This window comes from Luteibacter sahnii, from assembly GCF_034063545.1.
GTDB classification, from domain to species: domain Bacteria; phylum Pseudomonadota; class Gammaproteobacteria; order Xanthomonadales; family Rhodanobacteraceae; genus Luteibacter; species Luteibacter sahnii.
The window spans coordinates 558,819-572,104 of sequence record NZ_JAQLOK010000002.1; the positions used below are offsets into that span (position 1 = coordinate 558,819).

Here is a 13,286-nt window from a genome sequence, read left to right on the forward strand (position 1 = left end):
GGCGTGGAACGGCCGCGCCTCGCGGCGCGACGGTCGAATCGCGGGAGACTATCCCACGGGGCCGCCGCGGCCAAGCCCGACACCCCCAGGCACGTGGCGCCGATGGACGCCGGCCGGGGGCAAATCCGCGCTAGAATAGACGGTTAGCCCCATCGACACTCCTCGCATCCATGGCCTCACATCTCACCGAAACCCGGCGTCGGCGCAGCTTCGCGATCGTCAGCCACCCCGACGCGGGCAAGACCACGCTGACCGAAAAGCTGTTGCTGTTCGGCGGCGCGATCCAGATGGCCGGCTCGGTGAAGAGCCGTAAGGCGGCCCGCCACGCCACCTCCGACTGGATGGCCCTGGAAAAAGAGCGCGGCATCTCGGTCACCTCCTCCGTGATGCAATTCCCTTACGACGACGCCATCGTCAACCTGCTCGACACCCCGGGCCACGCGGACTTCTCCGAAGACACCTACCGCGTGCTCACCGCGGTGGATTCGGCGCTGATGGTGATCGACTGCGCCAAGGGCGTCGAGGAGCGCACGATCAAGCTCATGGAGGTCTGCCGCCTGCGCGACACGCCGATCATGACCTTCATCAACAAGCTCGACCGCGAGGGCCGCTCGCCGATCGAGCTGCTCGACGAGGTCGAGTCGGTGCTGGGCATCGCCTGCGCCCCGCTGACCTGGCCGATCGGCATGGGTTCCCGCCTGAAGGGCGTCTACCACGTGCTGCTCGACGAAGTGCACGTGTTCGAGCCGGGCAAGAACTTCACCCGCCAGGATTCCACCATCTTCAAGGGCCTCGACCACCCTGACCTCGCCGCGCGGCTGGGCGACGAGGCCCTCAACGACCTGCGCGACGAGCTCGAACTGGTGATGGGCGCGTCCAATCCGTTCGACGTCGAGGCCTACCTGGCCGGCAAGCAGACGCCGGTGTTCTTCGGCTCGGCGGTCAACAATTTCGGCGTGCAGCTGCTGCTCGACTTCTTCGTCGAGCACGCCCCCGCGCCGCGTTCGCGACAGACGCTCACGCGCGAGGTGGCGCCCGAGGAAGAAAAACTCTCCGGGTTCGTTTTCAAGATCCAGGCCAACATGGATCCGGCCCATCGCGACCGCGTGGCGTTCATGCGGATCTGCTCGGGCACCTACACCGCGGGCATGAAGATGCAGCAGACCCGCACGGGTAAGGAAGTGCGCATCGCCAACGCGCTCACCTTCATGGCCTCTGACCGCGAGATCGTCGAGAAGGCCTACCCGGGCGACGTGATCGGCCTGCACAACCACGGCACCATCACCATCGGCGACACCTTCACCGAGGGCGAGCCGCTGTCGTTCACCGGCATCCCCAACTTCGCGCCGGAGCTCTTCCGCCGTGCCCGCCTGCGCGATCCGATGAAGATGAAGGCGCTGCAGAAGGGTCTCGCGCAGCTGTCCGAGGAAGGCGCCACGCAGTTCTTCCGTCCGCTGATGTCCAACGACCTCATCCTCGGTGCGGTCGGCGTGCTGCAGTTCGACGTGGTGGCCTACCGGCTCAAGGACGAATACAACGTCGATGCGAGCTTTGAGCAGGTCGGCGTCGCAACGGCACGCTGGATCCATTGCGACGACGCGAAGAAGCTCGAGGAATTCAAGGAAAAAAACGCCGCCAACCTTGCGATCGACGCGGCGGGCGAACTGGTCTATCTCGCGCCCACCCGGGTCAATCTCCAGCTCGCGCAGGAGCGCTGGCCGCAGGTGCGCTTCTCGGCCACCCGCGAGCACGCGGCGTCGGTCGAGGTCTGAGCCCGCCTGGCCAGGCGCATGGCGACACTCGCCATGGCCGCCTCGTGGGCTCGCGGACGGGGCCGCGGCCGTAAGACCCGGCGAGCCGCGGGAACCGTCGCCGTTACACCGGCGACGGATTCAGGAACCGGTGGATCGCCTGCACCACCACCGATCCCTCGCCCACGCCCGAGGCCACGCGTTTGACCGAACCCGAACGCACGTCGCCGACGGCGAAGACGCCGCGCAGGGTGGTGGCATACGGCGAGGGGGTGGCGAAACCGTCGGCGTCGCGACCTGTCAGCACGAAGCCCTTGCGGTCGAGGTCGAGGCAGTCCTTCAGCCAGGCCGTATTCGGCTCGGCGCCGATCATCACGAACAGGCTGCCGATCTTCTTGCGCACCGGCGGACCGCCGCGGGTGCAGAACCAGCCGACCTCCCGCAGGTAGGTGTCGCCGTCGACGTGATCCACCTGGCAATGCGGATGCAAGGTGATGCGCGGCGACTGTTCGATGCGCTGCACGAGGTAATCGGACATCGTGGCCGCGAGCCCCTCGCCACGCACCAGCACATGCACATGGGCCGCCGTGCGCGCGAGGAACACCGCCGCCTGGCCGGCGCTGTTGCCGCCGCCCACCACCACGACCTCCTCGCCGCCGCAGAGGGTCGCCTCCATCGCGGTCGCCGCGTAGTGCACGCCCTGCCCCTCGAACCGCGTGTAATCCACCTGGTCGAGCTTGCGGTAGCGGGCCCCGGTGGCGATGACCACGGAACGCGCGGCGACCGTGTCGCCGTTGTCCAGGTGCAGGCGATAGGGACGCCCGGCGCAATCCATGCGCTCGACCGAACGGGCCACGGCCACGTGCGCGCCGAACTTCATCGCCTGCACGTGGGCGCGACCGGCGAGCGCCTGGCCGGAGATGCCGGTAGGGAACCCCAGGTAGTTTTCGATCTTCGAGCTGGTACCTGCCTGCCCGCCGGGGGCCAGCGACTCAAGCACCAGGGTATCCAGCCCCTCCGAGGCGGCGTAGACGGCCGCCGCGAGGCCGGCGGGCCCCGCGCCGATCACGGCCACGTCGTAGGTATGCGTGGGGTCGAGCTCGATGGTGATGCCCAGCTCCTCGGCCAGCTCAGCCGTGGTCGGGCAGCGCATCACGCGGCGGTCCGGCAGGATCACCACCGGGCACTCCGCAGCGTCGATGCCGCAGCCGTCGATCAGTCGCCGCGCGTCATCGTCGACGTCGGTGTCGAGCAGCCGGTAGGGGTAACCATTGCGGATGAGGAAGCTGCGCAGGCGCACGGTATCGGCCGAGTGTGCGGACCCGGCGAGCGTCACGCCGCCTGTCCCGGTCTGGATCAACTCCACGCGACGCAGTATGAAGGCTCGCATCAGCACCTCACCGATGTCCGGCTCGGTGGATACCAGCCGACGGAAGCTTGCCGTATCCATGCGGATCAGGCGGCTGTCCGTTCCGGTGCGCCCGTTCACCAGGGCCTGGCGATCGCCGAACAGGTCGACTTCGCCGGTGAACTGGTTCGGCCCGTGCACCACGAAGATATTCGGCTCGCCCTGCTCGTCCAGGTCGAAGATCTCGATCGACCCCTCGATGACGAAGAAGCAATCGATGTGGCGTTGCCCGCGCCGGAACAGGGTCGTGCCGGCCGGCACGCGCTCTTCGATGCCGTACCCGACGATGCGCGACGCCATGTCGGCGTCCAGGTGGGGGAAGACCTGTTCGCGGCGGTTCGTCGGGCTGGCCGGATCGTTCGGGCGGAGCTGGCTCATGAGGGGGTCCGGAAGGGCGCGGCGCGAAAGGGACGAGGCATGTATCCGCCATCATCATGCCTGCGTAGACTCCCCGCGCAACCCCAGAACGAGGCAGACATGACGCCGACCGCCCCCTCTCCCGGCCTCCCCGCGCGCATCGTCCGCTCGGTACCCGGCCGCCTGGTGATCTTCTTCGTCAGCGCGGCGCTGATCGGCCTCGTCGTGGGCCGCGTCTACGCCGGGCTGGGCCTGCCCCACGGCGACATCCCCTTCAACGAGGTGACACCGCTGATCGAAGCCCTGCGCCTGCTCCCGATCGTGCTGGCCTACGTGCTGCTGGTCCGCTCGATCGAATCGCGCCGCCTGACCGAACTCGCCCCTCGCAAGGCGGTTCCGCACCTGCTGCTGGGCCTGGCCGGCGGCCTCGCCGCGGTGTCCCTCGTGACGGGTGCCTTAGGGGCCATGGGCGCCTACGTCGTGGACGGCGTGAACCACGACGTGCACTGGCTCGGTCCGATTCTGGTACTTGGCGTGGGCGCGGGCGTCGGCGAGGAGATCGTGAGCCGGGGGGTGATCTTCCGCCTCGTCGAGGAAGGCCTGGGCACCTGGGCCGCGTTGCTCGTCTCGGCGATCGTGTTCGGCGGCGGGCACCTGTGGAACCCGAACGCCACGGCATGGAGCGCCCTGGCCATCGCCCTGGAAGCGGGTCTGTTCTTCGGCCTGCTGTTTCACGTGACCCGCTCGCTGTGGGTCTGCATGGGGGCCCACGCGGCATGGAACGTCGCGCAGGGCCCGCTCTACGGTATCCCGGTGTCCGGCTTCGACCAGCATGGCCTGCTTGCCTCACACCTGCAGGGACCGGTCTGGCTGACCGGAGGCGCCTTCGGCGTCGAGGCCTCGGTGGTGACCCTGGCGCTCGGTTCCACCCTCACCGCGACCTGCCTCGCCGTGGCCGTGTCCCGGCGCAGCCTCGTACCCCCGTTCTGGCGACGGCGTCACGTGGATCACGGATAATGTGGCCGTCGCCATGGAACGGGGCCGCCGTTCCGCTATAACACCGTCGTAGGCCGCCGCGCCGGGCATGCTCCGGTTTCGTCCAACCCCACCCCGGTCATCCCATGTCGTCTCCCAAGCAACGCACCTGGCTGGCCGATCAGCCGCTCCAGCGCAAGATCCGGCTGGCCATCGGCATCCTGCTGGCGCTTTTCGTCACCGCTTGCATCGCCAACCTCGTCGCCCTCTCGCGGGAAGCCGACACGAGACGATGGTCGACGCATACCTATGTCGTGCTGTTGACCCTGGCCGACGTGGGCAGCGACGCGCAGGCGCGCCAGGTGGCGCTGCGCGGTTACCTGCTCAACCAGTCGCCCAACGAATACGCCGACTTCGAATCGGCCGACCGTGAACTGACCAAGAGCCTGGCCGACCTGCGCCAGCTCACCAACGACAATCCACTGCAGCAGTCGCGGATCGACCGCCTGCGCGACATGCTCGAACGCTGGAAGACCGAGGCTCGCGACATGGGCCTGGAGCGCCTGCGCGCCGTGGGCGACGCCGACACGGCCGAACTCGCGGTCAAGCGCGAAACCGCGCGGCACGAATACCTCGCCCGTCGCACCGTGCTGATGACCGACGTCTACAAGCTGCTCGAGGCGATGTCGTCCACCGAGCGCAACCTGCTCGACCAGCGCAACGCCGCCCTGGACGACACGCTCCAGGCCACGCGGTACGTCAACCTGATCTCGCTGCTGGCCTGCCTGGGCCTCGGTGCGGTGGTGATCTGGATGACGGCCCGCCTCATCACCCGGCCCATCGTCGAAATGACCGGGCTCATGACGCGCCTGGCCAACCACGATCACGACATCGAGGTGGACCAGCTCGACCGTCGCGACGAAATCGGCAAGATCGCCCGGGCGCTCCAGGTCTTCAAGGAGATGGCGATCGAGACCGCCGGCCAGTCGTGGATGAAGTCCACGGTGACCTCGGTGTCGAACCGTCTGCAGGAAGCCACGAGCTACCGCGACTTCGCCGAAGCCCTGGTCGCCGAACTGGTGCCCGCGCTCAAGGCCGGCGTGGGCGTGTTCTACGTGTTCCGCGAAGATACGGCGCGACTGGAACTGCTCGGCAGCTACGGCTTCCGCCAGCGCCGCCACGTGACCACCGACTACGCGCTCGGCGAGGGTCTGGTGGGCCAGGCCGCCGTGGAACGCCGCGCCATCGTGCTGCAGGACGTGCCCGACGACTACACGCGCATCCACTCCGGCACGGGCGAGGCCTCGCCGCGCAACGTCGTCCTCTTGCCCGTGACCTCGCGCGACAGCCTGCTGGGCGTCATCGAGATCGCGAGTTTCACCCACCTCAGCGGTATCCAGGAGCGCATGCTCGACGAGCTGATGCCGATCGTGGCGCTCTCGCTGGAAAACCTCGCCCGGGCGCTGCGCACCCGCGAGCTGCTTGAGCGCACGCAGAGCCAGGCCGACGAGCTGCGGGCGTCCGAGGAAGCCCTGCGCCGCCAACAGGAAGACCTTCGCGCCACCAACGACGAGCTCAAGAACAAGACCGCCGAGCTCGAGGAGCAGTCCCAGCGCCTGGTCGCCTCCGAGGAAGAACTTCGGGTACAGACCGAAGAGCTGCACGCCTCCAACGAGGAGCTGCGCGAGAAGGGCGCCACGCTCAACCAACAGAAGGACGCCCTCGAAGCGCTGCAGAAAGAAACCCAGGACAAGGCCGAGGAACTGGCCCGGGCCAGCCAGTACAAGTCCGAATTTCTCGCCAACATGTCGCATGAGCTGCGCACGCCGCTCAACAGCCTGCTCATCCTCTCGCGCAGCCTCGCCGACAACGACGAAGACAACCTCACCACCGAGCAGGTGGAGTCGGCACGCATCATCCACGATGCCGGCAGCAACCTGCTTCGCCTCATCAACGACATCCTCGACCTGTCGAAGGTGGAAGCGGGCAAGATGGAGCTGGCGGTCGATGCCTTCTCGCTGACCGACCTCTCGCGCATGCTCGGACGCACCTTCAACCACGTCGCCCAGGAAAAGAAACTCACCTTCCAGGTGACGATGTCGCCGGATCTCCCCACGACCATCCGCACCGATGGCGGCAAGCTAGAGCAGGTCGTGAACAACCTGCTCAGCAACGCCTTCAAGTTCACCGCCCAGGGCGGCGTGACGCTGCGCATGTCGCGCCCCGGGCCCGACACCCCGCTGCCCGAGGGCGTGGAGGCAAGCCACGCCGTGGTCATCGCCGTCAGCGACACCGGCATCGGCATCCCCGACGACAAACGCGACCGGGTCTTCCACGCCTTCGAGCAGGTCGATGCCAGCACGAGCCGCCAGTACGGCGGCACCGGCCTGGGCCTGGCGATCTCGCGGCGCATCGCCAACCTGCTCGGCGGCGACATCTCGCTGACCAGCGAGCCGGACAAGGGCAGTACGTTCACGCTGGTGCTGCCCGAGGACGCGCCGGACACCGGCGAGCGTCCGGCGCCCATGCCCTTGCAGCGCGCGGCCGCCGAGGCCACCCTGCCGCTCTCGCCCGCACTTCTCGCCGACGCCATCGACGACGATCGCCACGCCATCGGCCCCGGCGATACCACCATCCTCGTCGTCGAGGACGATCCCGCGTTCGCGCGCATCCTCGCCGACATGATCCATCGCAAGGGCCACCGCGTGCTCGCGGCGGCGGATGGCGAATCGGGCCTCGCGCTGGCGAGGCAGTTCCGGCCTACCGGTATCCTCCTGGACGTGATGCTGCCGGGCATGGACGGCTGGACCGTCATCGAACGATTGAAAGCCGATGCGGCCACCCGTCACATCCCGGTCCATTTCATCTCGGCCACCGACGATGCCAGCCGCGGCCTTGAACTGGGCGCCGTCGGATTCCTGACCAAGCCGGTGAGCCGCGAGTCCATCGCCACGGCGTTCGATCGCCTGCTGCATTTCGCCGAGGGACGCACGCGCCACCTCCTGGTGGTCGACGACGATCCCCACGCGCGGACCGCCGTGCGCACGCTGCTCAAGGACGACGCCATCGTCATCGACGAGGCCGGCTCCGGCGAAGAGGCGCTCGGGCTCGCGACCGGCAAGAACTACGACTGCATCGTGCTCGACCTGGGTCTGCCCGGCATGTCGGGCATGGCGTTCCTCGAGCACGTGTCGCGCCTGGACCACACGCCGCCGGTCGTGGTCTATTCGGGCCGCGATCTCTCCCGCGAGGAGAGCATGCGCATCCGCCAGTACACCGACAGCATCGTGGTCAAGGGCGCCCGCTCGCCCGACCGCCTGATGGACGAGGTCAGCCTGTTCCTTCACTCGATCCGCCACGGCGGCGCGCGGGTGCAGGCGGCGCAGCAGGGTGGAGGCGTGGACGAGGCCGACCTTCGCGGCCGCCGCGTGCTGCTGGTGGACGACGACATGCGCAACCTGTTCGCCCTGTCCAAGGTGCTGCGCGCGAAGGGCGTCGAGGTGGTGATGGCACAGGACGGCCAGAAGGCGCTCGACACGCTCGACCGCGACCCGGGCCTGGAACTGGTTCTGATGGACATCATGATGCCGGTGATGGATGGCTACGACACGATGCGCGCCATCCGCGCGAAGCCGGCGGTCGCCCGGGTGCCGATCATCGCCCTGACGGCCAAGGCCATGCGCGGCGACCGCGAGAAGTGCCTGGAGGCCGGTGCGAACGACTACCTCTCCAAGCCGATCGACATCGATCGCCTGCTGTCGATGATCCGCGTCTGGCTGCCGACGAGGGACTGAGGTGGATCTGGAGGACATCGAAATCCAGCTGTTCGTGCAGGCCATGCGCCTGCGCCACGGCTACGACTTCAGCGACTACGCGCCCGCCTCGCTCAAACGCCGCGTGCACCAGTTGGTGCGCACGCACGACAGCGGCACCGTGTCGCGGCTGGTGGAACGGCTGCTGCACGAGGAGGGGTTCCTGCCGAGGGTGATCGAAGGGCTGTCGGTACCGGTCTCGGAAATGTTCCGCGACCCGCCGGTCTTTCGCGCGCTGCGCGACAAGGTGCTGCCGGTGCTGGCCTCGTACCCCGAGATCAACATCTGGCAGGCCGGCTGCGCCTATGGCCAGGAGGTGTACTCGCTCGCCATCCTGCTGGAGGAAGCCGGCCTCTACGACCGCACGCGCATCTACGCCACCGACTTCAACGACGCCGCGCTGGCCGTCGCGACCGACGGCATCTACCCCACCCGCGAGGCGCGCGACTGGTCGCGCCATTACATCGAGGCAGGCGGCTCGCAGTCGTTCAGCGACTACTACAGCGCGCGCTACGACTTCATCAAGCTCGACCAGCGCCTGCGCCGTAACGTCACCTTCTTCAACCACAACCTGGTCACCGACGAGGTGTTCTGCGAAGCGCACCTGATCCTCTGCCGCAACGTGCTGATCTACTTCAGCAACGGACTGCAGGACCGTACGCTGGGCCTGTTCCGCGACAGCCTGGTACGGGGAGGTTTCCTCTGCCTGGGCACGCGCGAAAACATCGACTTCTCGCCGTCGGCCGCGTCGTTCACGCATGTCGACGGCGCGCTGCGCATCTACCAGATGGGTGGCAGCGGCACCAAGGCCCTGCAACGATGACCCCATGCGAGGCCATCGTGATGGGATGCAGTGCCGGTGGCCTGGTGGCGCTCGAGCGCGTGCTGGCCGGGCTCGATCCGGCGCTTCGGCAGCCCATCGTGGTGTGCTGCCACACCGGCTCGCCCGACGTGAGCCTTCTCGTCGAACTGCTGCACCGGCATAGCCGGCTGCCGGTGACGGAGGCGCGCGAACGCGAGCGTCTCCAGCCCGGCACGGTGCACGTCGCCCCCAGCGGCTATCATCTGCTAATCGAGGCCAGCCATCGCTTCGCCATCAGTGTCGATCCGAAAGTCGCCTACGCGCGTCCCTCGATCGATGTCCTTTTCGAAACCGCTGCCGCGGTCTGGCACGAGCGGCTCGTCGCCGTGCTGATGACCGGCGCCAACTCCGACGGTGCGCTCGGCCTGAAGGCCATTCGCGACGCCGGGGGCTATGCCATCGTGCAGGATCCCGCCACCGCCGAGGTCGACGTCATGCCTCGCGCGGGACTGGACATCGCCGGCGCGGATGCCTGCGTCGCCCTGGACGCCATCGCGGACGCGCTCAACCGACTGTGCCTGTCATGAACAACCTCCGGCCGAAGATCCTCGTCGTCGACGACACGCCCGCCAACCTCATCGCGATGCGCCGCCTGCTGGCCAAGGCCGACGCGGATATCTACGAAGCGTCCAACGGCAACGATGCCCTGGCGCTGTGCCTCGACCACGCGTTCGCCCTCGTGCTGCTGGACGTGAACATGCCGGAGATGGACGGCTTCGAGGTAGCGCAATTCATCTCCGACAACGACGACATGGGCGACACGCCGATCATCTTCGTCACGGCGGCCTACGCGGACGACATCAACCGGATTCGCGGGTATACCGCGGGTGCGGTCGATTACATCGCCAAGCCGATCAACGACGTAATCCTGCAGTCGAAGGTGAAGGTGTTCCTCGACCTTTACCGGGCGCGCGCACTGCTACAGCAGGCGCTCGATGAACTCTCTGCGCGGAACGAGCAACTCACCCGCGAAGTCACCGAGCGCACGCGCATGGAGCAACTCGTGCGCCACCAGGCCATGCACGATGCGCTGACGGGCCTGCCCAACCGGGTGCTGTTCCGTGAGCGCCTGGAAGCGGCCATCGGCGTGGCCGAGGGGGGAGGCGCCCGGTTCGCCCTGGCGTACCTGGACATCGACGGTTTCAAGGGCGTCAACGACGGGCACGGCCACGCCGCGGGCGACGAACTGCTCAAGGCGATCGCCTCCCGTCTCAGCGCGCGCACGCGCGCGGGCGACACCGTCGCCCGGTTGGGCGGGGACGAATTCGCGCTGCTCCTGGACGGCACCGCCGACGGCGAGCAGGCGCTCGCCCGCTGCCGCTCGCTGTGCGATGCCATCGCCGAACCCTACATGCTCGACGTCGGCGGCGCCCGCGTGCCTGCGAAGATCGGCGCCAGCATCGGCGTCACCCTCTTCCACCCCGGCGACGGCTACGATCGCCTCGTCGCGGCGGCCGACGAGGCGATGTACGAAGCCAAGCGGGGCGGAAAAAACCGCAGCGTACTCGCCGCATAGCGCCGTTGCCTTTTCCGGATGCCTCGTAGGCGGTGTCCAAGGTGCCGAGGAGACCCGTCGTCCCGGCGCAGGGCAGGACCCACCGCGATGCGGTCGGAGTCATCGGAGAGTGGCCGCCATCACCGTCACTTCCACCTCCATACTCGCGCTGTTAGCAATTGCAACTCGTTCTCATTAACATTACGATAAGCTTTCCATAAGCACCGCCAGGGGCAACCCGAGCTGATCACCCCGCGAGCCTCACGGCATGCGCGGTGTCGTGCGCCCTACGAAACCGTGACCCAAGGAAATCGCTCCATGGCTTTCATCAAGAGCCGCAAGCATGCCGCTCCCGCCGCGCGCACTGTCAGTGCCGCCGTCCTGCTGACCCTCGCCCACGGTGCCGCCGCCGTCGACGCGCCCCCGCAACAGGCCAAGGTCAACGACGCCCAGGCCCTCCCTGGCATGCAGGTGGAGGCCGACCGCTCCTCCGATTACCGCGCGGACAAAGTCTCCTCGCCCAAGTTCACCCAGTCGCTGCTGGATACCACGCAGACGATCCAGGTGATCGGCAAGGAACTCATGCAGCAGCAGGGCGCCACCACGCTCACCGAAGCCCTGCGCAACAGCCCCGGCGTGGGCACGTTCTACGTCGGCGAGAACGGCGCGACCAACACCGGCGACGCCATCTACATGCGCGGCTTCGACACGTCGGGCAGCATCTTCGTCGACGGCGCGCGCGACCTGGGCACGATCTCGCGCGATGTGTTCAACATCGAGCAGGTCGAAGTCACGAAGGGGCCGGACGGCACCGAATACGGGCGCACCGCACCGACCGGCGCGGTCAACCTCGTCACCAAGCAGCCGGTGCTCGGCAGCGGCGTGTCGGGCACCGTACAGGTCGGCAGCGGACAGCGCCAGCGTGCCACCGCCGACTGGAACCAGAGCCTGGACGGCGACAAGGCGGTGCGCCTGAACGTGATGAGCCAGGACAGCGGCGTCTACGGCCGTGACCGCGTCAAGAACGACCGCTGGGGCATCGCGCCGTCGCTCGCCTTCGGCCTGGGCACGCCCACCCGTGTCTACATCGATTACCTGCACATCAAGCAGAACAACCGGCCCGACGGCGGCGTGCCCACCCTTGGCCTGCCCGGTTACAGCGCGCCGGACAAGCGCAGCTTCCTCGCCAGCGCCTCGGCCGTCGACCCGAGCAACTGGTACGGGACCGACCAGGACCACGACCGCGACACCCAGGACCTGTTCACGGTGATCGTCGAGCACGATATCAACGAGAACCTGGCCCTGCACAACACCTCGCGCTGGGGACGAACCACGCAGGACTACCTGCTCACCTCGTTCATGGGTTCCACCGCCAACCTGCTCACCCCGAACCCGGCCGATCCCTCCACGTGGACGATCGCGCGCAGCCTGCCGACGTTCAAGCACCAGTCCAACCGGATCGCGACCAATCAGACCAACCTCACGGCGCACGTCGGCGATGGCGCGGTCATCCAGGACATCAGCGCCGGCATCGAACTGACCCAGGAAACCGCGCGCACCCTCGGCTTCGCCGCGCTGAACGGCAGCGCGTGGCCCGCCGCGAACCTCTACCAGCCGAACTCGCACGTACGCGGCCTGGTCTACGGCCAGACCGGCGCGCGCGCCAGCGGCAAGACCAACACCGCCGGCGCCTACGTGTTCGACACGCTGAAGTTCGGCGAGCGCTGGCAGGTGAACGCCGGTGTGCGCCTGGATCACTACACCACCGACTTCGACAGCCTCGTCGCCTGCGGTGCGCGCAACACGCCTGCCTGCGGCACGCGGCGCACCGGCACCATCGTGCCGGGCGTGAACGCCTCCAAGAGCGACAACCTCGTCAACTACAAGCTCGGCGTGCTCTATAAGCCCTCCGCCAACGGGAGCATCTACCTCAACGTGGCGCAGTCGCAGGAACCACCGGGCGGCAATACCCTGACGCTCTCCAGCGCGGCCAACAGTGCCGACAACCCGCTATTTGACCCGCAGAAGGCGCGCACGGTCGAAGTCGGCACCAAGTGGGACCTCCTCGACGAAAAGCTGATGCTCACCGGCGCGCTCTACCGCACCACGGTGACCAACGACGTGGTGCAGGACCCGACCGACCTCCAGTACTACCAGATCGGAAAGAAGCGGGTGCAGGGCGTGGAAATCACCGCGGTGGGCAAGCTCACCGACGCCTGGGCGATCAGTGCCGGGTTCACCACCATGGACGCCACGGTGAAGACGGGCACGGTGGTGGCCGCGGACGGTTCCACCGACCTTGCCTACACCCCGAAAGAAGCGTTCACCGCATGGACCACCTACCACCTGCCCTTTGGCCTCACCCTGGGCGGCGGCGCCCGCTACTCGGGCGAGCTCAAGCGTGGCACCGACGGCGCGGTGGGGACGCCGGCCTACACCAAGGCCTATTGGGTGGTAGACGCGATGGCCAGCTACCCGGTCAATCGCCACGTCGACCTCCAGCTCAACCTCTACAATCTGTTCGACAAGAGCTACGTCGCGGCGATCAACAAGAGCGGCTACCGTTACACCCCGGGCACGCCGCGATCGGCGATGCTCAGCGCCAACGTCCGCTTCTGATCCGTCG

The 13,286-nt window shown here is 67.7% G+C and carries 8 protein-coding genes; 7 read left to right on the forward strand and 1 reads right to left on the reverse strand.

Annotated features, from left to right (window positions below; all coding sequences use genetic code 11):
* The first annotated feature begins 170 nt into the window (after positions 1 to 170).
* Complete coding sequence (locus tag PI246_RS07880; protein ID WP_320550733.1) at positions 171 to 1,772, forward strand: peptide chain release factor 3; 1,602 nt, start codon at positions 171 to 173, stop codon at positions 1,770 to 1,772.
* A 103-nt stretch (positions 1,773 to 1,875) separates the two neighbouring features.
* Here the strand turns inward: PI246_RS07880 and PI246_RS07885 are convergent, their stop codons facing one another.
* Positions 1,876 to 3,537, reverse strand: coding sequence for an FAD-dependent oxidoreductase (locus tag PI246_RS07885; RefSeq protein ID WP_320550734.1), 1,662 nt, complete (start codon positions 3,535 to 3,537; stop codon positions 1,876 to 1,878).
* A gap of 99 nt (positions 3,538 to 3,636) precedes the next feature.
* Here PI246_RS07885 and PI246_RS07890 point away from each other — a divergent pair, with 99 nt between their 5' ends.
* The 6 genes from PI246_RS07890 to PI246_RS07915 all read left to right on the forward strand — a co-directional run bounded on the left by PI246_RS07890 (position 3,637) and on the right by PI246_RS07915 (position 13,279).
* Positions 3,637 to 4,533 (forward strand): CPBP family intramembrane glutamic endopeptidase, encoded by an 897-nt coding sequence (locus PI246_RS07890; protein ID WP_320550735.1) that lies wholly within the window; start codon positions 3,637 to 3,639, stop codon positions 4,531 to 4,533.
* Between the two features lie 104 nt (positions 4,534 to 4,637).
* Entirely contained in the window at positions 4,638 to 8,285 is a 3,648-nt protein-coding gene (locus tag PI246_RS07895) for a response regulator (protein ID WP_320550736.1), read from the forward strand.
* Between the two features lies 1 nt (position 8,286).
* A complete protein-coding gene (locus PI246_RS07900; protein WP_320550737.1) occupies positions 8,287 to 9,126 on the forward strand; it encodes a CheR family methyltransferase in 840 nt (279 codons plus the stop codon).
* Positions 9,123 to 9,692, forward strand: a complete 570-nt coding sequence (locus PI246_RS07905; protein ID WP_320550738.1) for a chemotaxis protein CheB — start codon at positions 9,123 to 9,125, stop codon at positions 9,690 to 9,692. The genes PI246_RS07900 and PI246_RS07905 overlap by 4 nt, the downstream gene beginning before the upstream one ends.
* Positions 9,689 to 10,681, forward strand: a complete 993-nt coding sequence (locus PI246_RS07910; protein WP_320550739.1) for a two-component system response regulator — start codon at positions 9,689 to 9,691, stop codon at positions 10,679 to 10,681. Before PI246_RS07905 ends, PI246_RS07910 begins: the two co-directional genes overlap by 4 nt.
* Before the next feature lie 297 nt (positions 10,682 to 10,978).
* A complete protein-coding gene (locus tag PI246_RS07915; protein WP_320550740.1) occupies positions 10,979 to 13,279 on the forward strand; it encodes a catecholate siderophore receptor Fiu in 2,301 nt (766 codons plus the stop codon).
* Positions 13,280 to 13,286 lie beyond the last annotated feature (7 nt).

Excerpts from the sequence above, each read along its gene's own strand:
- PI246_RS07885 (WP_320550734.1), bottom strand. The coding sequence starts at position 3,537 with ATGAGCCAGCTCCGCCCGAACGATCCGGCCAGCCCGACGAACCGCCGC.
- PI246_RS07915 (WP_320550740.1), top strand. The coding sequence starts at position 10,979 with ATGGCTTTCATCAAGAGCCGCAAGCATGCCGCTCCCGCCGCGCGCACT.
- PI246_RS07880 (WP_320550733.1), top strand. The coding sequence starts at position 171 with ATGGCCTCACATCTCACCGAAACCCGGCGTCGGCGCAGCTTCGCGATC.
- PI246_RS07910 (WP_320550739.1), top strand. The coding sequence starts at position 9,689 with ATGAACAACCTCCGGCCGAAGATCCTCGTCGTCGACGACACGCCCGCC.
- PI246_RS07890 (WP_320550735.1), top strand. The coding sequence starts at position 3,637 with ATGACGCCGACCGCCCCCTCTCCCGGCCTCCCCGCGCGCATCGTCCGC.
- PI246_RS07895 (WP_320550736.1), top strand. The coding sequence starts at position 4,638 with ATGTCGTCTCCCAAGCAACGCACCTGGCTGGCCGATCAGCCGCTCCAG.
- PI246_RS07905 (WP_320550738.1), top strand. The coding sequence starts at position 9,123 with ATGACCCCATGCGAGGCCATCGTGATGGGATGCAGTGCCGGTGGCCTG.